The organism is Streptomyces endocoffeicus (genome assembly GCF_016741935.1).
GTDB lineage: Bacteria > Actinomycetota > Actinomycetes > Streptomycetales > Streptomycetaceae > Streptomyces > Streptomyces endocoffeicus.
The window spans coordinates 164124-186560 of the sequence record NZ_JAERRG010000007.1 but is presented as its reverse complement, the minus strand read 5'-3'; the positions used below and the strand labels follow the sequence as shown (position 1 = coordinate 186560).

16 protein-coding genes are annotated in these 22437 nt (G+C 72.2%); 11 read left to right on the top strand and 5 right to left on the bottom strand.

Going from position 1 to position 22437, the window contains the following annotated elements:
- Positions 1 to 53: 53 nt before the first annotated feature.
- The 3 genes from JK364_RS19440 to JK364_RS19430 all read right to left on the bottom strand — a co-directional run bounded on the left by JK364_RS19440 (position 54) and on the right by JK364_RS19430 (position 4095).
- On the bottom strand, positions 54 to 1499 hold the full coding sequence (locus JK364_RS19440; protein WP_201852383.1) for a sensor histidine kinase: 1446 nt from the start codon (positions 1497 to 1499) through the stop codon (positions 54 to 56).
- A complete protein-coding gene (locus JK364_RS19435) occupies positions 1496 to 2164 on the bottom strand; it encodes a response regulator (RefSeq protein ID WP_201852382.1) in 669 nt (222 codons plus the stop codon). The genes JK364_RS19440 and JK364_RS19435 overlap by 4 nt, the downstream gene beginning before the upstream one ends.
- Before the next feature lie 458 nt (positions 2165 to 2622).
- Entirely contained in the window at positions 2623 to 4095 is a 1473-nt protein-coding gene (locus JK364_RS19430) for a helix-turn-helix domain-containing protein (protein ID WP_307841328.1), read from the bottom strand.
- 67 nt (positions 4096 to 4162) lie between these two features.
- On the opposite strand from JK364_RS19430, the gene JK364_RS19425 reads away from it, so the two are divergent.
- From JK364_RS19425 to JK364_RS19400, 6 genes are all read left to right on the top strand, one after another.
- Positions 4163 to 5521: an alpha/beta fold hydrolase gene (locus tag JK364_RS19425; RefSeq protein ID WP_201852381.1), complete on the top strand. Its 1359-nt coding sequence runs from the start codon at positions 4163 to 4165 to the stop codon at positions 5519 to 5521.
- A 223-nt stretch (positions 5522 to 5744) separates the two neighbouring features.
- Positions 5745 to 7112, top strand: a complete 1368-nt coding sequence (locus JK364_RS19420) for a M64 family metallopeptidase (RefSeq protein WP_201852380.1) — start codon at positions 5745 to 5747, stop codon at positions 7110 to 7112.
- 206 nt (positions 7113 to 7318) lie between these two features.
- A complete protein-coding gene (locus JK364_RS19415; protein WP_201852379.1) occupies positions 7319 to 9043 on the top strand; it encodes a serine/threonine-protein kinase in 1725 nt (574 codons plus the stop codon).
- A gap of 77 nt (positions 9044 to 9120) precedes the next feature.
- The gene (locus JK364_RS19410; protein ID WP_201852378.1) at positions 9121 to 10938 is read left to right on the top strand and encodes a serine/threonine-protein kinase; all 1818 of its coding nucleotides are present in this window, start codon (positions 9121 to 9123) and stop codon (positions 10936 to 10938) included.
- Positions 10939 to 11049: 111 nt separating this feature from the next.
- Entirely contained in the window at positions 11050 to 12660 is a 1611-nt protein-coding gene (locus JK364_RS19405; RefSeq protein WP_201852377.1) for a succinic semialdehyde dehydrogenase, read from the top strand.
- A gap of 13 nt (positions 12661 to 12673) precedes the next feature.
- Positions 12674 to 14596 (top strand): GMC oxidoreductase, encoded by a 1923-nt coding sequence (locus tag JK364_RS19400; RefSeq protein WP_230992190.1) that lies wholly within the window; start codon positions 12674 to 12676, stop codon positions 14594 to 14596.
- 135 nt (positions 14597 to 14731) lie between these two features.
- Here the strand turns inward: JK364_RS19400 and JK364_RS19395 are convergent, their stop codons facing one another.
- Together JK364_RS19395 and JK364_RS19390 are read right to left on the bottom strand one after the other, a co-directional pair.
- Positions 14732 to 15757: an LAETG motif-containing sortase-dependent surface protein gene (locus tag JK364_RS19395; RefSeq protein WP_201852376.1), complete on the bottom strand. Its 1026-nt coding sequence runs from the start codon at positions 15755 to 15757 to the stop codon at positions 14732 to 14734.
- Between the two features lie 752 nt (positions 15758 to 16509).
- Complete coding sequence (locus tag JK364_RS19390) at positions 16510 to 16779, bottom strand: chorismate mutase (RefSeq protein WP_201852375.1); 270 nt, start codon at positions 16777 to 16779, stop codon at positions 16510 to 16512.
- Positions 16780 to 17085: 306 nt separating this feature from the next.
- On the opposite strand from JK364_RS19390, the gene guaA reads away from it, so the two are divergent.
- The 5 genes from guaA (at position 17086) to JK364_RS19365 (ending at position 22343) form a co-directional block, all read left to right on the top strand.
- Positions 17086 to 18672 (top strand): glutamine-hydrolyzing GMP synthase, encoded by a 1587-nt coding sequence (gene guaA / locus JK364_RS19385; protein WP_201852374.1) that lies wholly within the window; start codon positions 17086 to 17088, stop codon positions 18670 to 18672.
- Positions 18673 to 18801: 129 nt separating this feature from the next.
- Positions 18802 to 19398, top strand: a complete 597-nt coding sequence (locus JK364_RS19380) for a Uma2 family endonuclease (protein ID WP_201852373.1) — start codon at positions 18802 to 18804, stop codon at positions 19396 to 19398.
- Positions 19399 to 19473: 75 nt separating this feature from the next.
- Positions 19474 to 20271 carry a class II aldolase/adducin family protein gene (locus JK364_RS19375; RefSeq protein WP_201852372.1) on the top strand — a complete coding sequence of 266 codons (798 nt, stop codon included), beginning with the start codon at positions 19474 to 19476 and terminating at the stop codon, positions 20269 to 20271.
- A gap of 105 nt (positions 20272 to 20376) precedes the next feature.
- A complete protein-coding gene (locus tag JK364_RS19370) occupies positions 20377 to 21672 on the top strand; it encodes a hypothetical protein (RefSeq protein ID WP_201852371.1) in 1296 nt (431 codons plus the stop codon).
- A gap of 77 nt (positions 21673 to 21749) precedes the next feature.
- On the top strand, positions 21750 to 22343 hold the full coding sequence (locus JK364_RS19365) for a DoxX family protein (RefSeq protein ID WP_201852370.1): 594 nt from the start codon (positions 21750 to 21752) through the stop codon (positions 22341 to 22343).
- Positions 22344 to 22437: the final 94 nt, after the last annotated feature.

The following is a 22437-nucleotide window of genomic DNA, read 5'->3' as shown; positions in this document are numbered from 1 at the left end:
CAAGGGCGCCCGTACGGCTACGGGTGCGCCCAGGAGGGCGGTACGCGGCCCGCTCATGCCGGGCCCGTGACGCGCGGGGTCTTGGGGAAGTCGGCCCGTACGACGAAGCCGCCCTCCTCCGTGGGCCCGGCCTCCAGCGTGCCGCCCAGCAGTTGTGCGCGCTCCCGCAGCCCGACCAGACCGTGACCGCCGCCCGGCAGCCCCGGGGCCACGGCGGAGGCGTCGGGCGGGCCGTTGTGCACCTCGACCCGCAGGCCCCGTGTCTCCTCCGCCGCTTGAGCCGTCCGGGGCGCCGTGCGGGGCGCCGTCCCGGGGGTCCTCCCGGGCGCCGCTTCCTGAGCCGCTTCCTGAGCCGTTTTCCGAACCGCCCCGCGATCCCCTCCCGGCCCGTCCGCCGCCTCCGGCCCCTCCGGCTGCGCGTCGTTGACCCGTACGGTCACCCGCGCCCCCGGCGCATGCTTGCGGACGTTGGTGAGCGCCTCCTGGACGATGCGGAAGGCGGCCCGTTCCACCGCCTCCGAGTGGCCCGGCCGCTGGGTCGCGCTGTCCGTCTCGAAGCTGACGTCCAGCGCGCTGAGTTCGATCAGCCGGGGCAGATCGGCCAGCCGGGGCTGCGGGGTCAGCTCCTCGTGGTCGCCGCCCGCCGCGCGCAGGATGCCGACCATATGGCGGAGTTCGTCCAGGGTCCGCACGGACAGCTCGCGGATGGTCCGCGCGCCCTCCCGCGCCTTCGCGTCCTCCGCGCTGATCTGCACCGCACCGGCCTGGAGGCTGATGAGGCTGACCTGATGGGCGACCACGTCGTGCATCTCGCGGGCGAGCCGGGCGCGTTCGGTGGACAGCACCTGCTCGGCGATCAGCTCGTCCGCGTGGCGGCGGCTGCGGGTCAGGTCCTCGATCCGGGCGGCGAGTTCCCCGCGCGTACGCACCAGGAGGCCCAGTGCGATGGGTCCCACCGAGGTCACACACGCGTCGATCAGGGTGAGGGTGTTCTCCCGGTACGCGGTCGGCTCGAAGTCGGAGACCGGCCACGGGATGAAGTGCGCGGCGGCCAGCAGCAGTGCGGAGATGCCCAGCAGCCGCCGGTCGGGGCGGAGCCGGGCCACCGTGTAGAGGGCGATCATCGGCGCGAACCAGACGTAGCCGATGAGGATTCCCGGCAGCGTGACCAGGAAGACCAGCGCGGGCAGTTTCCGGCGCACCAGCAGCGCGGCCGCCGCCGCCAGCGAGACGTTGAGCTCCAGGCCGAAGGTGACGCCGTTGACGAGCAGCGCGTCGGCGATCGCGAGGAGGACGGGGACGATCAGCGAGCCCCAGCGCATGACCCGCTGCGGCGGCCGCCGCCGTGGTGCCGGGGCGGGCGGTGGCGAGGAGGCGGAGGGGGCGGAGGAGGCGGGCGCTGGTGAGCGCGCCGGGTCCGGCGCGGGCGACGCGGCCGGAGACGCGCCCGGCGTACCGGGGGACGAACTCCGGGGCGGGGGCAGCGGGGAGACGGTCATCGGGGGCCACCTATCGGCGGACGGCTGGTGACGAGCCCGGCGCGGTCGGCGACGATCGCCGCCTGGACGCGGTTGAGCCCGCCCAACTTGCCGAGCACCGCCCGTACATGGTCCTTGACCGTGCTGGGCGCCAGCCCCATCCGCTCGGCGATCTGCGGATTGGCGAGACCCTCGCCCAGCCGCGTCAGCACCTCGCGCTCGCGCGGGGTGAGCGCCTCGACGGCCTCGGCCGCCGTCGCCTCCGCCTCGGCGGCGAGATAGCCGCCGATCACGGCGCGGGTGACGGCCGGGTCGAGCACGCTGCCGCCGTCGGCGAGCGTGCGCACGGCCCGTACAAGCTGCTCCGGATCGGTGTCCTTGAGGAGGAAGCCCGCGGCCCCGGCGCGCAGCGCGGCCGCCAGATACTCCTGGACGTCGAAGGTCGTCAGCATCGCCACGGCGGGGGAGGCGGGCGCGGCCCGCAACTGTCTGAGGACGCTGAGCCCGTCGGCGTCCGGCATCCGGATGTCGAGCAGCACCACATCGGCCTTGCTGCTCAGCACCGTGTCCACCGCGAAGGCTCCGGAACATTCGGCGACCACTTCGATGTCCGGGGCGGTGCCCAGAATCAGTCGCAGACCGGATCGTACGAGCGCCTCGTCGTCCACTACAGCCACACGGATCACCGGCCGCTCCCTCGCCTCAGCTGTCATGCCCATTGTCCGGACAGCCTGCCTCATCGGAGAGCGAATATGGAGTGGTTGGCTCCGTCAGTGGGCGGGAACACCCCCGCCGGTCGGAGGGGGTGACGGCAGACCAATGGTGGATTTCCCCGGCGGCTCCCGGCAGGCAGAGTGGATGTCAAGCCGCATCACCCCGTGGGGTCGTCCCGAACCCCAGCCCCGTGACCGCGCCGGAGTGCCTCCCGATGCGCGATCGGCGGACACGGCAGCGGGGCGTTGCCGCGGTCAGGCCGCCGCGACCCCCACACGCGGCGGCCTGCTCATCTCTCCGACCGCCTGCCGTGCGGTGCGCCCCGACCAGGCGCTCGGCCCGGCGACCCAGGCGCCGGCCGGCCCCCGAGAAGCTACGGGGAGGGGCCGGGCGGGCGGTCGGTGGGGGCGGGGAGGGGCCGATGGACGCCTCACATGGGGGGCTCGGCGGGAGCCGGGCCCAGGGTGGTGGTGCCGGGCGCGGCGCGGTGGCCGAGCCCGGTGCGATAGGCGTCCATCGCGGCCTCCTGGCGGCCCTCCCGGCGCAGCAGATCGCCCAGCAGCCGGCAGAGGTCGGCCAGGTCACCGGCGGCGCCGGTGCGTTCGAGCAGGGACAGCGCCGCGCAGTAGTGCTCCTCCGCGGCCTCGGCGTCGCCGCGTTCGTCCGCGATCAGGCCCAGCAGCCGGTGGGCGCCGCCCGCGTGGACCGCGCCGCGGTCGGCGGTCAGCCCGGCTTCGCCCGGCCCGGCCTCGCCCGACGCCGCCTCCGGCTCCCCGGCGGTGTCCGCGGCCCCCGCGGCGGGGGAGCTCGCCAGCAGTGGCAGCAGCAGGGCCTCCGCCTCCGCCGTACGGCCGCGACGGCGCAGCACATCCGCCAGCTCGACCTCGACCTGTCCGGTGAACAGCGCGGCCCGTTTGGAGGCCAGCATGTCGCGGGCGGTGCGCAGTTCGCGCTCGGCGCGCTCCAGATTGCCGTCCTGGGCGTGCACATAGCCGCGCATCCAGTGGCAGTGCGCCAGGTCGGTGTGGATGCGCAGCTGCTCGTACAGCTCCTGCGCCTTGGCCAGGGAGGCGTCGGCCTCGGCCGTCCGCCCCTCGGCGATCAGGGTGCGGGCCACTCCGCGGTGCATCCGGGCGATGAGCCCCGGGTCGTCCACGCTCGGCGCCAGCGCGAGCGCCAACTCGGCGGCGCGTACGGCACGGGCGTGCGCCCCCATGTCCATATAGGGCGCGATGGCCGCCGTATAGAGCAGCAGCAGCGCGTACGGGTCGTGCAGCCCCGAGGCGTTGAGCTCGTCGATGGAGCTCTCCAGCAGATAGCAGGAGTAGCGCAGTTCGCCCGCGAGGAGATGGGCCACGGCCCGGCCGCGGATCGCCGGGATCCGGCGGGGCAGCGGTTCCCCGGCGAGCAGCCGCTCCACGGCCTCGAAGTGGTCGCGGGCGACGGTGAGGTCACCGGTCTCCAGCGCGCAGTCGCCGAGCCCCAGCAGGGCCGCCGAGCGCTCCTCGGCGAACCCGAGCCGCTCCGCCTCGTCGCGCACCCCCGCGAAGAGCACGGCGGCGTCCTCGGCGGCGCCGGTCGCCAGCGCCCGCCGGGCGTCGGTGACGGCGGCCCGCAGCCGGGTGGCGTCGCGGGGTGAGCGGCCGGTGGTCAGTTCCTCGTAGCTGATGCCGAGCCGGTCCGCGAGATGGCGCAGCGCGGCCTCGGAGGGCCGCACCTTCCCGGCCTCGAGGGTGGAGACATAGGCGGCGGTGTACGCGGGCTCGGCCAGCTGCCGCTGGGTGAAGCCGCGTTCGGTACGCAGTCTGAGCACCCGGCGCCCTATATCGGCGGTCGACTCCGCCCCGGCCGCCCCCGTCGCCGTTCCCGCCGTCCGCCCGTCACCGGCGCTTCTGTCGGCCACCGTGCCCTCTTCTCCCCGGCGGTAACTTAATCGCCGGGCTAAGTCCATTTAACGTGAGGATTGAAGGATGCAGCAGGCAAGCACAGCGGTACCGGCCGGGCCGGGCGCCGTGACGACCGTCCGTCAGCCGGAACTGCTCCTCGCCGACTATCACTTCGACGTACCGCTCGACCATAAGGCTCCCGAGGGCGAGCTGATCCGGCTTTACGCACGAGAGGTCGTCGCCGCGGGCAAATCCGCCGCCGAGCGCGAGCGGCTCCCCTGGCTGCTCTACCTCCAGGGCGGGCCCGGCTGTGGCGCGGACCGCCCCGTGGGCCGCTCCGGCTGGCTGGACCGCGCGCTGGACGAATACCGCGTGCTCCTGCTCGACCAGCGCGGCACCGGCCGTTCCACCCCGGCCAACCGCCAGACGCTGCCGCTGCGCGGCGGACCCGGGGAACAGGCCGCGTACCTCTCCCACTTCCGCGCCGACGCGATCGTCCGCGACTGCGAGCTGATCCGGCACCGGCTCATGGGGGACCGCCCGTGGACCGTGCTCGGCCAGAGCTTCGGCGGCTTCTGCGCGGTGAGCTACCTGACCCACGCGCCCGAGGGACTGGACGCGGTACTGCTGGCCGGCGGACTGCCCGCGATCGACCCCGGCACCGACGCGGACGCCGTCTACCGGACCGCCTATCCGCGGATGGAGCGCAAGACCCTCGCCCACTACGCCCGCTATCCGCGGGACGCGGACACCGTCCGGGCCCTGGTCCGGCATCTGACCGACCACGAGGAGGTCCTGACGGACGGGACCCGGCTCACCGTCCCCGCCCTCCAGCAGCTCGGCTTCCTGCTCGGCAGCGGCGACGGCTCGCACCGGCTGCACTACCTGCTGGAGGACGCGTTCGTGCCCACCGCCGACGGGCCGCGGCTGAGCGACGCCTTCCGCGAGCAGGCGGCGGCCGTGCTCTCCCGCGCCGCCACCCCGCTCTACAGCCTGCTGCTGGAGTCCACCTACGCCCAGGACGGCCGGGCCACCGACTGGGCCGCGGAGCGGGTCCGCGCCGAATTCCCCGCGTTCGACGCCGGTAAGGCGGTCGCGGAGGACCGTCCCGCGCTCCTTACGGGCGAGACGGTGCACCCCTGGATGCTGGACACCCACGCGGCGCTGCGCCCGCTCGCCCGCACCGCCGAGCTGCTCGCCGCGCGCACCGGCTGGGGCCCGCTGTACGACACCGAGCGGCTGGCCCGTAACACCGTGCCGGTGGCCGCCGTGATCTACCACGACGACCTGTACGTGGAGACGGAGCACTCCCTGGCCACCGCGCGGGCGATCCGGGGCCTGCGCACCTGGGTGACGGACGAGTTCGAGCACGACGGGATCCGGGCCGGGGGCCGCCGGGTGCTGGACCGGCTGCTGCGGCTGGCGCGTGACGGGAGGGGATGAGCGGGGAGGGAGTGCGCGGGGAGGGGCTGAGCGGCAGGTCGGGAGGGGTTGAGCGGGAGGAGGGGAGGGGGCTGAGCGAGGAGCCCGCCGCATGGTTGTGCGGTGCCCGATTTCCTAGCCACTTCCCTAATTCCCATTGCCCCCGACACCCGGACCCCTTAGGTTGAGCGGCGAATTAATCCTGCTTAACTGGCCGCTTATCGCGAGGACTTCGGGAGTCACCGTGCGCAGACGCATACGGAGCCGCATACGCAGCCGCATCTCCCTGCGCACCGCGGCCGTCGCCGGAGGCATCGCCCTGGCGGCGGCCGCGGCCATGTCCGCGCCGGCCACGGCGTCGCCGGGAGCGTCCGGCTCGGCCGCCGCCGCTGACGCCGCCTCGTCGCGGCGCGCCCTGGACGTGGAGTACTTCACCGGCCCTGGCGGCCACCCCCGCCACACCGAGGTCCCGGCCGCCACTCCGGAACGGCTGACCCGCGCCGCCCGCTCCCTGTCCGCCAAGGAGGCCGCCGCCGACGGCCAGGTCGGCTCGGTCGTCGACAACGGCACCACGGCCGACAAGCTGGACGTCGTCTTCATCGGCGACGGCTACACCTCGGGCCAGCAGGAGGACTTCCACGCCGACGCGCGCTCCAAGTGGGAGCAGATGTCCGCCGTGCAGCCCTACGCCTCGTACAAGGACCTCTTCAACGTCTGGACCGTGGACGCCGTCTCCAACCAGTCCGGCGTCTCCGGCGACCCGTCCAAGGGCGTCGTCAAGGACACCGCCCTCGGCTCGTACTTCTGGTGCGACGACATCGAGCGGCTGCTCTGCGTCGACACCGCCAAGGTCGAGTCGTACGCGGCCAAGGCGCCGCAGGCCGATCTGGTGGTCGTGCTGTCCAACTCCACCAAGTACGGCGGCGCGGGCTACACCCTCACCTCGCAGGTCGGCTATGACGGCATCGCCACCGCCGCCTCCGACCACCCCGACTCCGACCAGATCGCCGTCCACGAGACCGGCCACTCGCTCGGCAAGCTGGCCGACGAGTACTTCTACCCGGAGTACGGCACCTACACGGGCGCCGAGCCCGGCGAGTCCAACGCCACCAAGCTGAGCGCGGCGCAGCTGACCGCCCAGCAGAAGAAGTGGTACCGCTGGATCGGCCAGACCTCGCCCGACGGCGGCACGGTCGGCGCCTACGAGGGCGGCCGCTACTACCCCAAGGGCATCAACCGCCCCACTGACAACTCGATCATGCGCACTCTGGGGCGGGAGTACAGCCTCCCCGGCCGCGAGGCGATGATCGCGGGCTTCTACAGCCACGCCAGCGCGCTCAGCAGCCGTACGGCCACCGCCACGGCCGTCAAGCGGTCGGCGGGCATCGAGGTGGACGTGCCCAAGGGCGCGTCGCTGAAGTGGTACGTGGACGGGGCGGAAGTCACCGCCGCGAACGGTAAGACGAGCGTCACGCCGGCGGGGCTGGGCGTCCCGAGCGACGGTGCGAGCCACAAGGTCACCGCGAAGGCGACGGACGGCACGAGTGCGGTGAAGGACCCGGCCCTGCGCAAGCTGCTGAGCGGCTCCCGGACGTGGAAGGTCACCAACTGACCTTCCCGTTCTCCCTGACTGGCCGCCCCGTGGACCCCCGCTGCGGGGCGGCCCACTTTTGTGCCCGATGGGGGCGGCCGCGGTCCGCCCCTTTAACATCGGCGGGTCCTAGGCTTCCGTATGGCGCGCCCGGGCTCAATCGCCCGTGAGGGCGGCTCGGTGGTCCGGTGTTCGAGGGCCTCGGTGGGGTGAGGCAAGATGAGCCCATGGGTACCGGGGGAGAAGGCCGCCTGATCGCCAACCGCTACCGGTTGGCCACACGGCTCGGACGCGGCGGAATGGGCACGGTCTGGCGGGCCGTCGACGAGTTGCTGGTCCGCGATGTCGCGGTCAAGGAACTCCATGTGGACGAGGGGCTCACGGCCTTCGACTCGCAGTTGCGCGGTGAGCGCACCCTGCGCGAGGCCCGGACCGTCGCACAGATCAAGCATCCGAATGTGATCGTCCTCCACGATGTGATCGAGGAGGACGACTGCGCCTGGATCGTCATGGAGCTGGTCGACGGGTTCTCGCTCGCGGACCGGCTGGGCGCGGACGGCCCCGTCGGGGCGCGTGAGGCGGGGCGGATCGCGACCGCGCTGCTGGGCGCGTTGCGGGCCGCGCACGCACGCGGTGTGCTGCACCGGGACATCAAGCCGGCGAATGTGCTGGTGGAGTCGGGCACCGGCCGGGTCGTGCTGACGGACTTCGGGATCGCGCAGGTCACCGGGTCCACCACGATCACCGAGACGGGCTCGTTCGTGGGCTCGCCCGAATACACCGCGCCGGAGCGGATGTCGGGGCGGCGCACCGGGCCGGAGTCGGACCTGTGGTCGCTCGGGGTGCTGCTCTGCACGCTGGTGGGCGGTGAATCCCCGTTCCACCGCGAGTCGCTGGCCGGGGTGTTGCACGCCGTCGTCTTCGACGAGATCCCGATGCCGGAGGCGGCAGGGCCCCTGACGCCGGTCATCGAGGGGCTGTTGCGGCGGGCTCCGGAGGAGCGGCTGAGCGCCGACGAGGTCGAGCGGATGCTGCTGATGGCCCAGGAGGTGGGCGACACTCCGGAGATCCCGCTGGAGTACACCCCGACCCAGCCCAGCGTGCCGTTCGGGCCGGACGGCCGCGGTTCGTCGGCGTCCGTACGCGTGCCGCCCCCGGTGTCTCCGGTGTCCCCGCCCGCGCCGTTCCCCGCTTCCGGGCCCCCGGCCGCCTTCGCCCCCGTAGCCGCTCCGGCCGCCCCCGCCGCCCGGTCCCGTTCCGGTCGTGGCGGGCGCCGCCGTGTCGTCCTTATGGCCGCCGCCGCGGTGGTGGCGCTCGCCGGCGTGGCCGCGGGTGTCGTGGCGCTGCGGGACAACGGGGGCGGTGACGGCGACGCGGCCTTGGGCGGGCGTACGAGCCAGAGCGCCGACAAGGAGAGTTCGCGGAGCCCGAGCGCCCCCGAGAAGGCGCCGCAGCGGCCCGTGAAGGACTCCGAGCCCACGGCGAGCCCGTCGGACCGGATCCCCGACGGCTATGAGTTGATCAAGGACCCGGTCGGCTTCTCGCTCGCCGTGCCCGAGGGGTTCGCCCGCGAGTACAAGGCGCCCCGGGTCTACTACAACTCGCCCGGTATGGAGTTCCGGATCGGGATCCACGTCCAGGAGCAGAGCCCCGAGGGCCCGCTCGGGCTCAGCCGTAAGGCGGACGCCAAGGGCACGCAGGACTATCCGGGCTACCGCAGCGGCCAGGTCATCGAGACCGAGCACAACGGCCGCCCCGCCGCCCTGTGGGCGTTCATCTGGAACGGCTCGGCCGACGACGGCGGCTCACGGCAGACATACGACCTGAGCTGGAATGAAAACGGCAAAATGTACGACCTGTGGCTATCCGCCCCCGTGGGTGAGAAATCCCTGGGCAAGCGGCATTTCGACACCGCCGCCGCCACGTTCACGCGCCCCGGCGCGGAGAACTGAGCGACGTCGCAACGGCTTTGTCACGAGCGCCCACGGCGTCTCCACAGCGGTGCCGCCGACTGGGTAATGATGGGCGCATGACGAACGACGGGGGACGGGTGAACGAGCCCACCAGCTACAGCCTGCGGCCACCGCACGCTCCGGCCGCCCCGGTGCCGGCGCCGCAGCCGCCACCCGAGGTGCGTGAGGCGCGTGAGGCGCCCCAGGGATCCCAGGGATCCCAGGGGGCCCGGCAGCCGGGCCAGGAGGCCGGGGCGGCGGGGCCGTCGCGGGGCGCGTACGAGCCGACGCAGTTCGCCGATCCGCGCGGTGGCGCCCAGCCGCCCGCCGGACAGCGGCCCGGCGAAGAGGCGTCAGCCGAAGCCCGGCCCGCCGCGCCGGACCCGAGCAGCGGGCGGCTCATCGGCGGCCGCTATCAGCTCGTCTCCCGCCTCGGCCACGGCGGTATGGGCACCGTCTGGCGGGCGCACGACCAGATCGTGGACCGCGATGTCGCGGTCAAGGAGCCGCGCGTCCCCGACCAACTCCCCGAGCGCGAGCGGCAGACCGTCTATCAGCGGATGGAGCGCGAGGCGCGCGCCGCGGCGCGGATCGACCACCCTGCCGTCGTCACCGTGCACGACGTGGTGGTCGAGAACCGGCGCCCCTGGATCGTGATGGAGCTGGTGCGCGGCCAGTCGCTGGGCGACCGGCTGACGGAGGGCACGCTGGATCCGCGCGAGGCGGCCCGGATCGGCCTCGCCGTACTCGGCGCGCTGGCGGCGGCCCATGAGGCGGGCGTGCTGCACCGCGATGTGAAGCCGGACAATGTGCTGCTCGGCCGGGGCGACCGGGTGGTGCTCACCGACTTCGGCATCGCGCAGATCGAGGGCGAGCAGCGGCTCACCGAGACGGGCGGCTTCGTCGGCTCGCCCGAGTTCATCGCGCCCGAGCGGGTGCTGGGCCAGCGGCCGGGGCCGGAGTCCGACCTGTGGTCGCTCGGCGTCGTGCTGTACGCGGCGGTCGAGGGCATGTCGCCGTTCCGCCGCTCCCACGCCCCCGCGACCCTCCAGGCCGTGCTCGGTTCCGAACCGCAGGTCCCCGCGCGGGCCACCGGCCCGCTCGCCACGCTGATCATGCAACTGCTGCGCAAGGACCCGGCGATGCGCCCGGCGGCGCCCGAGGTGCGGCAGGCCTTGGAGGCGGCGGCGCGGGAGCCGCAGTCGGTGCCCACCATGCTTGCCACGGCCGGATACCCGCCGGGCGGCGGGCAGTCCACGGGCGGCCGCTTCGTGCCGCCGATCCTGCACCGGAACCGTAAGGCGCAGCTCGGGCTGGGCGGTCTGGTGCTGGTGGTGGCGGCCGCCCTGGTGCTCACGATCATGAAGCCGTTCTCCAGTGAGGGGCTGCCGCCGGGCTGGACGGTCCGGGAGGAGCGCGATGTCGTGGGCGCGTCCGTGGCCGTGCCGGGCGAGTACCGGCGGGTCCAGGACGACAGCGACTCGGACAACCCGGTGGTCACGTACTACGACCCCAGCGGTGTCTTCAGCGTCTCCCTGCGGCGGTCCACCCCCGACGGCGAGAACGACCCCGCGGACCTCGACGCGGCGGCGGACCAGATCGTGGCCTTCTACAAGGACGGCGGCGGGGCGACGGTCGAGGAGGCCAGGAGCGAGAAGGCCGGGTCGAAGCAGCAGGGGAAGGAGGCGCGGGACGTCACCACCTCCTATCTGCCGTACGGCACCAGCAGCAACAAGAACCCCATCCGGTACGTGAAGCGCGATCACCTCTACGTCAACAAGGCCAAGGTCGCCTGGGATCTGACGGTCTCCATGCCCGCCAACGGCGACGCACAGAGGGACGGCGAGGAGCTCTACGAGCGGATCGTGCGGAATCTGAAGATCGACAAGCTCTGAGGGAGTATCGACAAGCCCTGAGGGAGTTGGGCGGGTCCCGCCCGGGGCCACGGGGCGAAAGTTGTTACCGCCGGGTACCCAAAGCCGCCGGGCGGGCCTACTCTCGCCCCCATGACGGACTCGCACATCACGCAGGGCGGCGCCGGCAACCCGGTCGCCCCCGAAGGCACCCGCACCGCCGCCGACGTCGTCACTCCCGAGCTGATCACCCGGCTCACCCGGGGCGTCGGCGGCAGCGGCACCACCGTCAGCCACACCCCGTTCACCGGGGAAGTCCTCGCCGCCGCCCTGCCCGAGTCCACCCCCGAGGACGTCGCCACCGCCTTCGAGAACGCCCGCGCCGCCCAGCGGGCCTGGGCCGCGACGCCCGTCCGCCGGCGCGCCGCCGTCCTCCTCCGCTTCCACGATCTGCTGCTGCGCCGCCAGCCGGAGATCCTGGACCTGATCCAGCTGGAGACCGGCAAGACCCGGCTGCACGCCCAGGAGGAGGTCCAGGGCGTCGCCATCGTGGCCCGCCATTACGGCCGTAAGGCGCCCGCGTATCTGCGCCCCAAGGGGCATCTGGGCGCGGTGCCCACCCTCACCAAGGTCACCGAACTGCGCCAGCCGCGCGGGGTCGTGGGCCTCATAGCGCCCTGGAACTACCCCCTCCAGCTCTCCGTGGGCGATGCGATCCCCGCCTTCGTGGCGGGCAACGCCGTGGTGATGAAGCCCGACACCGAGACCGCGCTGTCCGCCCTGTGGGCGCGCGAACTCATGGTGGAGGCCGGACTTCCGGCCGGGGTGTGGCAGGTCGTGATCGGGGACGGCCCGGTGGTCGGCCCGGCCGTGGTCGAGCGCGCCGACTACGTCGCGTTCACCGGCTCCACCCGCACCGGCCGTGAGGTGGCCCAGGTCGCCGCCGCCCGCCTGGTGGGCTGCTCCCTCGAACTCGGCGGTAAGAACGCCATGCTGGTGCTGCGCGACGCCGACCTCGCCCGCGCGGTCGACGGCGCGGTGCGCGGCAGCTTCGCCTCCGCCGGGCAGCTGTGCATCTCCATGGAACGGCTGTACGTCCACGAGTCGATCGCGGACGACTTCCTGGAGCGCTTCGCGGCCCGTACGAAGGCCATGCGGCTCGGCACCGCCCTGGCGTACGGGGCGGAGATGGGCTCGCTCGTGTCGGAGCGCCAGCTGGAGACCGTCACCAGCCATGTGGACGAGGCCGTCTCCAAGGGCGCCACGGTGCTCGCCGGCGGCCGCGCCCGCCCCGATATCGGCCCGTACTTCTACGAGCCGACGATCCTGGACGGCGTGGAGTCCCCGATGGCCGTCTGCACCGAGGAGACCTTCGGCCCGGTCGTCTCCGTCTACCGCTTCCGCGACGAGGACGAGGCCATCGAGCGCGCCAACGCGACGTCCTACGGTCTGAACGCCAGCGTCTGGACCAAGGACGCCCGGCGCGGCCGCGCGATCGCCACCCGGCTGCGCGCGGGCACGGTCAACCTCAACGAGAGCTACGCCGCCGCCTTCGGCAGCGTCGCGTCGCCCATGGGCGGCATGGGCGACTCCGGACTCGGCCGCCGCCATGGCTCCGAGGGCATCCTCAGGTTCACCGAACCGCAGACGGTCGCCCAGCAGCGGCTGATGCCGCTCGGCCCGGCCTTCGGGATGACGGACGAGAAATACGCGGACTTCATGACCCGCAGCCTGCGCGCGCTCAAGGCACTGCGCCTGCGCTGATCAGCACATTTCAATGGAGGTACCAGTGTCAGGGGAGAGGTCTGCCCAAAAGCGGGTGCGAGAGCCCGGCCACGACGAGGACTTCGCCAACGGTCTCAACGCCCATGCCGACACCCATGCCGACACCCATGCCGACGCCCATGCCGACACCCACGCCGACGACGGTGACTTCGACTACGACGTGATCGTGATCGGTTCGGGATTCGGCGGATCGGTATCGGCCCTGCGCCTGACCGAGAAGGGCTATCGGGTCGGCGTCCTCGAGGCCGGCCGCCGGTTCACCCCCGAAACCTTGCCCAAGAGCTCCTGGGACCTCCGCAACTACCTCTGGGCCCCGGCCCTCGGCTGCTTCGGCATCCAGCGCATCCATGTCCTGGGCAAGGTCATGGTGCTGGCGGGCGCCGGGGTCGGGGGCGGCTCGCTCAACTACGCCAACACCCTCTACGTACCGCCCGAGCCGTTCTTCCGGGACCGCCAGTGGGGGCACATCACCGACTGGCAGGAGGAGCTGAGCCCGTACTACGACCAGGCGCGGCGGATGCTCGGGGCGCGCCTCAACCACACCCTCACCCCGTCCGATGTCCACCTCAAGGCGGCCGCCGAGAAGATGGGCGTGGGCGACACCTTCCATATGGCGCCCGTGGGGGTCTTCTTCGGGGACGGCCACGACGCCGACGGCACGACGAAGGCCGCGCCGGGCGGGCCCGTTCCCGATCCCTACTTCGGCGGCGCGGGCCCGTCCCGTAAGGCGTGCACGGAGTGCGGTGAGTGCATGACCGGCTGCCGCCACGGCGCCAAGAACACCCTCAACGAGAACTATCTCCACCTCGCCGAGCGGGCCGGAGCCGTGGTCCACCCGATGACGACCGTCGTCGCCCTGTGCGATGACCCGCACGGCGGCTATACGGTCACCACCGTCCCGACCGACAACCGCCGTAAGAGCAAGCCGAAGGCGCTGCGCTCCCGGTACGTCGTCCTCGCCGCCGGTACGTACGGCACCCAGACGCTGCTGCACACGATGCGGGACAAGGGGCTGCTGCCGCGCGTCTCGGAGCGGCTCGGCATCCTCACCCGCACCAACTCCGAGGCCCTGGTGGGCGCGCAGACCACCGACCGCCGCTACCGCCGCGCGCGGGGCGGGGAGGGGCGGGCGGACTTCACCCGGGGTGTCGCGATCACCTCGTCCATCCACCCGGACGAGAACACCCATATCGAGCCCGTCCGCTACGGCAAGGGCTCCAACGCGATGGGGATGCTCTCCATCCTGCAGATCCCGCACGGCGGGCGTGTTCCGCGCTGGCTGCGCTTCCTGGGCGCCAACCTCCGGCATCCCACCCTGGCCGTGCGCTCGCTGTCCAACCGCCGCTGGTCGGAGCGGACCATCATCGGCCTGGTCATGCAGACGCACGACAACTCGCTGACCACCTACCGCAAGCCGAAGGGGCCGGGGAAGGGGCTGCTCACCGCCCGCCAGGGGCACGGCGAGCCCAATCCCGACCACATCCCCGAAGGCGCGGAAGCGGCCCGCCACATCGCCGACTCGATCAACGGCTTCGCGGGCAGCAACGTCGGCGAGCTCATGGGCACCCCGCTGACCGCCCACTTCCTCGGCGGCTGCCCGATCGGGGCGTCCCCGGAGGAGGGCGTCATCGACCCGTACCACCGGCTCTACGGCCATCCGGGCATCCATGTGGTCGACGGCGCCGCCGTCTCGGCCAATCTGGGCGTCAACCCGTCCCTGACCATCACGGCCCAGGCCGAGCGGGCGATGTCCCTGTGGCCCAACAAGGGCGAGTCCGACCCGCGCCCGGCCCCGGAGGCGCCGTACGAGCGCCTGCGGCCCGTCCCGCCGCGCGGCCCCGCCGTACCGGCGGACGCGTTCGGGGCGTTGCGGCTCCCGCTGCTGCCGGTGCCGAAGGTCCCGCCGCGCGCCTGAGCGCCGGGGCGCCGTACGGGCCTCCGCCGGGCGCCTGAGCGCCTGGCAGTTGAGCGCCGGGCAGTTGAGCGCGGCGGCGCCGTACGGGCCGGAGACCAGCCCGTATGGCGCCCCTCAGAACCGTCGCGAGGACCGTCAGACCGTGGCGCGACGGCGACGGACCACGAAGACCGCGCCTCCGCCCGCGGCCATCGCCACACCACCGATCACGGCGATCATCGGCAGCGCGGAGGAGGAACCCGTTTCGGCCAGGCTGCCCTTCGGGCTGATCTCCGTGTTGCCCTCCGGCTTGTGCGGCAGCGGCTTCTTGCCACCCTGCGGCTTCGGGTCGGCCGGCGGCACATGGCCCGGCTCCGAACCCGCCTTCAGCACGTCGAACTCGTAGTACTCACCGGTCGAGTAGACGCAGTTGCCCTCGTCGTCCGCGTACACGCCGACGCTGATGGCGTAGCCGAAGCCCTCGGGCGCGCTCTTGGCGACGCTCAGCCGGAGGTCGACCGTAAGGGTCTCGTGGGGGCGCACATCGGTGTAGCCGATGTAGCCGGAGCCCGGGTCGCTCTCGTCGGTGGAGATCGCCTTCCAGGCGCCGGACTCGGGGTCCTTGTACTGCAGCGTCAGGTACTTGCCCGTCCCGTCCGGGGCGGACTCGTGCACCGTGCCCGCGAAGACCCCGAAGTCGACCCGCTGGTAGCTGCGGTCCGACTCGTTCTTCACCTGGAACTTGAAGCCGTGGAAGCCGCTGCCCGCCACGACCTTCGACGGCAGGCCGACCAGGGTCGTGCTGAGCTCCGGGTCCTCGTTGTAGTCCCCGTCGTCCGCGCACTCGCCGTCGCCCGGCTCCTCGGTCGACGTCGGGGTCGGGGTCGGGCTGGCGGTCTCGGTCGGGGTGGACGAGGGAGTGCCGGAGGGGTCGCCGGGGGTCGGCGCCTGGGTGGCGCTCGTGGACGGCGCCGGGGTGGTCGGCGTGGGTTCCTCGGTCGGAGTGGTCTCCGTCGGCGACGGCGACGGGTCATCCGGAGACGGCGTCACGGTCTCGGAGGCGGACGGCGACGGGCTCTCGCTCGGCGGCGTCTCCGCGAAGGCAGCGGGGGCCGCGAGAAGCGCGGCGGGGGCTATGGCGGCCGTAGCTGCGGCGGCCGCCAGGGCGCGGCGAAGCTTCATGAAGACCTCTCTGGGTCCGTACGTATCCCCTGGGGGCGATACGCGTGTGGAAGGCCGTCGCGGTGGGGCGCGGGATGGCCGTGCGTTTGCACGTACATGACCAAGCGAATGGCTGAAAGGTTGCCTTCACAGTTGCTCACAGAATGGTCACAGAATCCGCGACGGGCACTCTGCCTCGCATGTCATCACCCGTACGGCGCGTGACCGGCCCGCGCGCGGGCTCGTTGTGCCCGGTGCCGCGCCAGCCAGGAGCGGCCCGGAAAAATCCACGCGTGGCTCAGATCCGCCGCAGCGATGAGACGCGGCCCCTGTGGTGATTCAGGCGGCCCGTCGTGGGACCTCGCTTCGGCGAGGTGACCGGTCGGCAGGGGACAGCAGCCCGGTCACCACCAAAGGACGGTCGGCCCTGGGGACGCCTGGGGCCGACCGTATCCGGTCGAAATGGTTGCGCCCGGCGCTCCACATCCACCACGATGCAGTGAGGGACAACGCCCCCGGTCACACCCCGACATTGGTCCGACCACGCGGGCGTACGCCGTTCAGACACCCCTGACATACGGGCCCATAAGCCAGCGGCGCAACCCCCCGGCGCCGCCTCTCAGCACCGGCGCTGCCCTGACGCCGGTGCTGACCGCCTAGGGCCCCGGGGGCGCCCGCCCCGTTCGGGCGCTCCCGGGGCCCTTCGCCTCTCCGTCGCCGCTGTCCGAGTCCGCTATCCGTGTCCGCTGTCCGTGGCCGCGAGGGCGGAGGGATCAGACCCGGCCCCGGCACAGCTCCAGCAGCGTCATGGCGAGCGTCGTACCGGGCTTGCCCAGCCGCTGCCGGTAGCGGTCGAGGATCTCCATCTCGCGGGAGAGGTGCACCCGCCGCCCGCCCGCCGCGATCCGTGCCTCCTGGACGGTGGCCGAGACGGCCATCCGCTCCCGGACGAGATCGAGGATCTGCCCGTCGAGGGCGTCGATCCGCTCCCGCGCGGTGCCGATCACCTTGGCGGCCTCTGTGGCCGAAACGCTGCTGCTCATGTCCGTATCTCCTGGTCCGTGTCGCGGAGCCCTGGAGTCCGGCCAAGACCCGGAGATCAAGACAGAGCGCCCCGGGCCTTTGCCGGCCCGGGGCGCCTGGGAAGTCGCTGGCAGTGTTTACGCAGCACGACCATGGCAGCCGGACGGGCCGGTGCCATAGGTAAAGACGAAGGTCATGCGCGTGGACATGGCGTCGATTATGGGCCCGTTAGAATCGAAAGTCCAAACCTGCGGTCCCGCCCCGAAGCCGTGGCCCCGCCGCAGTCCTGTTCCATCGCACGCCACCACCGCCGGAAGGCCGCCGAAGTGCCATCAGCGTCCCCTGCTGCCGCCCCCGACACCGTCCTGGTCGTCGACTTCGGCGCGCAGTACGCCCAGCTCATCGCCCGCAGGGTCCGTGAGGCCCGGGTCTACAGCGAGATCGTTCCGTCCACCATGCCGGTGGCCGAGATGCTCGCCAAGAACCCCAAGGCGATCATCCTCTCCGGCGGCCCCTCGTCGGTCTACGCCGAGGGCGCGCCCACGCTCGACCGCGCGCTCTTCGAAGCGGGCGTCCCGGTCTTCGGCATGTGCTACGGCTTCCAGCTGATGGCCAAGGCGCTCGGCGGCACCGTGGACAACACCGGGGCGCGGGAGTACGGCCGTACGGCGCTCACCGTCACCAAGCAGGGCTCGACGCTCTTCGCGGGCACCCCCGAGGAGCAGCAGGTGTGGATGTCGCACGGCGACGCCTGCTCCGAGGCCCCCGAGGGCTTCACCGTCACCGCGTCCACCGACGTGGTGCCGGTCGCGGCCTTCGAATGCGACGAGCGCAGGCTGTACGGCGTGCAGCACCACCCCGAGGTGATGCACTCCACCCACGGCCAGCAGGTGCTGGAGCACTTCCTCTACCGGGGCGCCGGCCTGGAGCCCACCTGGACCACCACCAATGTGGTCGAGGAGTCCGTGGCCGCGATCCGCGAGCAGGTCGGCACCAAGCGCGCGATCTGCGGGCTGTCCGGCGGTGTGGACTCCGCCGTGGCCGCCGCTCTCGTCCAGAAGGCCATCGGCGACCAGCTGACCTGCGTCTACGTGGACCACGGCCTGATGCGCAAGGGCGAGTCCGAGCAGGTCGAGAAGGACTTCGTGGCGGCCACCGGTGTGCAGCTGAAGGTCGTCGAGGCCGAGGAGCGCTTCCTTACCGCGCTCGCCGGGGTCTCCGACCCCGAGGAGAAGCGGAAGATCATCGGCCGGGAGTTCATCCGGGTCTTCGAGCAGGCGCAGGCCGAACTGGTGGCCGAGGCGGGCGCGGCCGGTGAGGACGTGGAGTTCCTGGTCCAGGGCACCCTCTACCCCGACGTCGTGGAGTCCGGCGGCGGCACCGGCACCGCCAACATCAAGTCCCACCACAATGTGGGCGGGCTGCCCGACGACATCGAGTTCCAGCTGGTCGAGCCGTTGCGCCGGCTGTTCAAGGACGAGGTGCGGATGGTCGGCCAGGAGCTCGGCCTGCCGGACGAGATCGTCCACCGCCAGCCCTTCCCCGGGCCGGGCCTGGGCATCCGCATCGTCGGCGAGGTCACCAAGGAGCGCCTGGACCTGCTGCGCGAGGCCGACGCCATCGCCCGCGAGGAGCTGACCGCCGCCGGTCTGGACCGCGACATCTGGCAGTGCCCGGTGGTCCTGCTCGCCGACGTCCGCTCGGTCGGCGTCCAGGGCGACGGCCGCACCTACGGCCACCCGATCGTGCTGCGCCCGGTCTCCTCGGAGGACGCGATGACGGCGGACTGGTCGCGGCTGCCGTACGACGTGCTGTCGCGGATCTCGACCCGCATCACGAACGAGGTCGACCAGATCAACCGGGTGGTGCTGGACATCACCAGCAAGCCGCCCGGCACCATCGAGTGGGAGTGACCGCCCGCTCCTGATCATCATCTGATCGTCAAACGCCGGTGCCGTCGCTCATTCGTTTGGGCGGCGGCATCGGCGTTCGTGCTCGGTACGCTGACCCTACGGCCAAGAATCCCGTCCATGGGAGGAACCATGACCGCTGAGCCGCTGCACACCACGCCCGCTGCGTCGTGGCCGGTGCCGCCGCAGGACGGCTACACCGTGGACGACTTGTTCCGTCTGCCTGATCTCCCGCCGCACACCGAGCTGATCGACGGGAGTCTGGTTTTCGTGAGTCCGCAGCGGAGTTTTCACTGCATGGTGATGTACTTGCTGGAATCGGGCCTGCACAGCACGGTGCCGAGCGACCTACGGGTCCGGCGGGAAATGAACGTGGTCATCGACAAGCGCCAGGCGCCCGAGCCGGACCTCCTCGTGATCCGGGCCGAGGCGGCGACCAGTACGAAGGAGTCGTGTTACGACGCGAAGGACGTCGAGCTGGTGGTGGAGGTGGTCTCCCCGGACTCGGAGGTGCGGGACCGCAAGCGTAAACCGCAGCTCTATGCCGAGGCAGGCATCCGGCACTTCTGGCGGGTGGAGTGTGGTGAGGACGAACGGCCGGTCGTCTACGTATACGAGCTTGACGAGGCCACCAAGGCCTACGGGCTCACCGGCATCCACCACGACCACCTCAAGCTCACCGTCCCCTTCACCATCGACATCGACCTCACCGAGATCGACCATCTGTAGCGGGCCCTGACTCTGGCCTCCTGCGATACCCAGAGGTAGCTTCCGCCTCAGCACACCAGAGGAGCGGAGCTGCCGATGACGAACCAGCCGCAGACCCCCACCCCGATACCGGCCGATCAGCTGCGGTTCACCATGCCCCCGCAACACACCTCGCCCCAGGACGAGCGCCGCTACCGCAAGGAGCGGCTGGCCGCGGCGCTGCGCCTGTTCGGGCGGTTCGGGTACGAGGAGGGGGTCGCGGGCCACATCACCGTGCGGGACCCGGAGTTCACCGACTGCTACTGGGTGAATCCGTTCGGCATGCCCTTCGGCCACATCACCGTGAGCGATCTGCTCCTCGTCAATCAGGCGGGCCAGGTGGTCGAGGGACGGGCCCACGTCAACCAGGCGGCCTTCGTCGTTCACTCTTCCGTGCATCAGGCGCGGCCGGACGTCGTGGCCGTCGCGCACAGCCGCTCGGTGCACGGTCGCACCCTGGCCGTGCTCGGCGAGCCGCTGGAGCCGATCACCCAGGAGGTCTGCGCGTTCTTCGAGGACCACGCGGTCTACGGGGGCACCACGGGGGTCGTCGTGGACGAGGGCGAGGGGCGCGCGATCGCCGCCGCGCTCGGCGGCCACAAGGCCCTCATCCTGCGCAATCGCGGTCTGCTGACGGTCGGGGACTCGGTCGACGCGGCCGCGTGGTGGTTCATTACGATGGAGCGCGCCGCCCAGGTGCAGCTGGCCGCGAAGGCGTCCGGCAGGCCGGTGCCCATCGACCACGCCGACGCGATGCGGACGCGTGAGCAGCTGGGAAACGATCTTGTGGCGTGGATCAACTATCAACCTCTGTATCTGCAGATCACCCGGGATGAGCCGGACCTGCTGAGCTGACACCCTCCGCGGTGCGGCACAATCCCCTCTCAACACATGTCAGTTGGGCGGTGCCGCGCGAACCCGCGGTCCCGTATGGAACGAGCGAACGACGGAGCGACCCGCGTGGCGGTGGAGCAGGCGGAGAACGCCACGACGGCAGAACGACAGCACCCTCATGGGCACCCGCACGGCCACAAGGGCTGTGAATGCCCTCAGGGGGCCCGTGAGGGCCACCGGAGGGCCGTGGCCACGTTCGTGGCCCTACGGGAGCGTTTCGCGGCCGGAGAGGGCCTTCCCAAGGCTCTCGCCCACTCGGCCGGGGCCTCCCGGCAGTGGGTCTCGGACGAGCTGGCCCACGCGGCCCGCTCGGTGGCCGACAGCGGCCGCGCCGAGACCTCGGCCTGGCGCCACCGGGTGTGGCTGCGCACGGTGTGCGTGGTGTGGGGCGCGGCCGGGGCGCTGCTGATCGGCCAGTTGGCCACGGCGATCGGCGCGGGCTGGTCGGTCGCGCGGACGGCCGGGCTCAGCGCCGCCGTGCTCACCGCCGCGCTGCTGACCCTCACCGCCCGGCTGCACCGCGCGGACGGCGGTCCGCTCGCCCCGCTCGTCGGCGAGGACAACCGCCTCTCCACCTCCCGTACCGTCGCCGCCGCCTGGCTGCTGATCGCGGTCTTCGCGGTGCTGGTGCTCGGCGTCGAGCTGGCCGTGGCCCCCGGCGACCGGCAGCGGCTGACCGACGGGCTCGCCCTCGGCCACACCGCCGGGCTCCTTACGGTCGCCGCGCTGACGTGCGCGGCCGCGGTGCTGGCACGGCTCGTCGTGGCGGCCCGGGTGCGGGCGCAGCGGCTCCAGAAGGTGCGGGCCGCGCGCCCGCGCGCCGCCGATCTGCTGACCGACGACGCGGGCCGTGGCAGCTTCGCCGATGTGCAGTACATCGTCGTCCACACCGTGGCCCTGGTCTTCACGGCCGTCCGCCTCGCCCGCGAGCCGTGGCGGCTGCCCGATGTGCCGTGGGGCCTGGCGCTGCTGGCGGCCGTGTCGGTGGTGATGTACCTGACCGGGAAGTACGCGGAGGGCGGCCGCCCGGCCGTGCTGTCCGTCGTACGGGCCCTCCCCGAGGAGGGCGCCATCGACCGGGACGCCCCGATCCGCACCGGCGACGACATCGAGATCCGCGGCAGCGGCTTCGTCCCGCCGGGCGCCCAGGACCCGGACCGGCTGGCCAAGCTGGTCGTCCGCATCGGCGCGGTGCACGTCCATGTCCCGCTGGTCCCGGTGGCCGGGGGGTTCAGCAGCCCCACGGACACCGCGCTCACCGTGCCGGTCCCGGTGGACGTGGAGCCGGGCCGGGTGGATGTGCAGGTCGTGACGGCCTCGGGGGCGGAGACCAACCGCTATCCCATCGATGTTATGGACTGAGTCGTTCCGGCCGGCCGCTCCGTATGGTTTCGTCGAACACGCAACTAAACGGCGGCGTGACGGGAGAGGCGGGCGGCATGAGACACGCGGATCGTATGGCCGGTTCGGGCACGGCGGGCAGTGGCGGGAGCGTGCACGGTATGGGCGGGATGGGTGGAGTGAGCGGCATAGGCGGGCAGCAGCAGCCCGTGGGGATCAGGGCCACTGCCGGCCGTTTCGCCCTGCTGCCGCTGCGGATCTTCCTCGGCGTCACCTTCGTCTACGCCGGAATCGACAAGCTCACCGACTCGGCCTTCCTGTCCGACTCGGGCACGGGCTCGATCGGCGAGCTGATGCGCCAGGTGCGGGACAGCTCGGCCGTGCCGTGGCTGGTCGACCAGGCCCTCAAGGACCCCACCGCCTTCGGCTACGCGATGGCCTACGGCGAACTGGCCGTCGGCCTCGGCATCCTGGTGGGCCTCCTCTCCCGCCTGGCCGCCTTCGGCGGCGCGCTGATCTCGCTGAGCCTGTGGCTCACCGTCAGCTGGCAGTCGGACCCGTACTACTACGGCAACGATCTGGCCTATCTGATGGCGTGGCTGCCGCTGGTGCTGGCCGGGGCGCCGTATCTCTCCCTGGACGTCGTCATCTCCCGGCGCCGGCGCCGACAGGGCTCGCAGCTCTTCACATAGCTCGCCGCTTCTCACGGGAGGCGCGTCTCTACGCGGGACGGGAGGCGCGTCTCCGTCTCTTCGCGGGGCGCGCCTGTTCGAACAGGCCGTGGCC

What these genes read in the sequence shown, in the direction of transcription:
- JK364_RS19440 (WP_201852383.1), bottom strand. Translation starts at nt 1,499, where the DNA reads ATGACCGTCTCCCCGCTGCCCCCGCCCCGGAGTTCGTCCCCCGGTACG.
- JK364_RS19425 (WP_201852381.1), top strand. Translation starts at nt 4,163, where the DNA reads ATGCAGCAGGCAAGCACAGCGGTACCGGCCGGGCCGGGCGCCGTGACG.
- JK364_RS19415 (WP_201852379.1), top strand. Translation starts at nt 7,319, where the DNA reads ATGGGTACCGGGGGAGAAGGCCGCCTGATCGCCAACCGCTACCGGTTG.
- JK364_RS19410 (WP_201852378.1), top strand. Translation starts at nt 9,121, where the DNA reads ATGACGAACGACGGGGGACGGGTGAACGAGCCCACCAGCTACAGCCTG.
- JK364_RS19405 (WP_201852377.1), top strand. Translation starts at nt 11,050, where the DNA reads ATGACGGACTCGCACATCACGCAGGGCGGCGCCGGCAACCCGGTCGCC.
- JK364_RS19400 (WP_230992190.1), top strand. Translation starts at nt 12,674, where the DNA reads ATGGAGGTACCAGTGTCAGGGGAGAGGTCTGCCCAAAAGCGGGTGCGA.
- JK364_RS19395 (WP_201852376.1), bottom strand. Translation starts at nt 15,757, where the DNA reads ATGAAGCTTCGCCGCGCCCTGGCGGCCGCCGCAGCTACGGCCGCCATA.
- JK364_RS19390 (WP_201852375.1), bottom strand. Translation starts at nt 16,779, where the DNA reads ATGAGCAGCAGCGTTTCGGCCACAGAGGCCGCCAAGGTGATCGGCACC.
- JK364_RS19380 (WP_201852373.1), top strand. Translation starts at nt 18,802, where the DNA reads ATGACCGCTGAGCCGCTGCACACCACGCCCGCTGCGTCGTGGCCGGTG.
- JK364_RS19375 (WP_201852372.1), top strand. Translation starts at nt 19,474, where the DNA reads ATGACGAACCAGCCGCAGACCCCCACCCCGATACCGGCCGATCAGCTG.
- JK364_RS19365 (WP_201852370.1), top strand. Translation starts at nt 21,750, where the DNA reads ATGAGACACGCGGATCGTATGGCCGGTTCGGGCACGGCGGGCAGTGGC.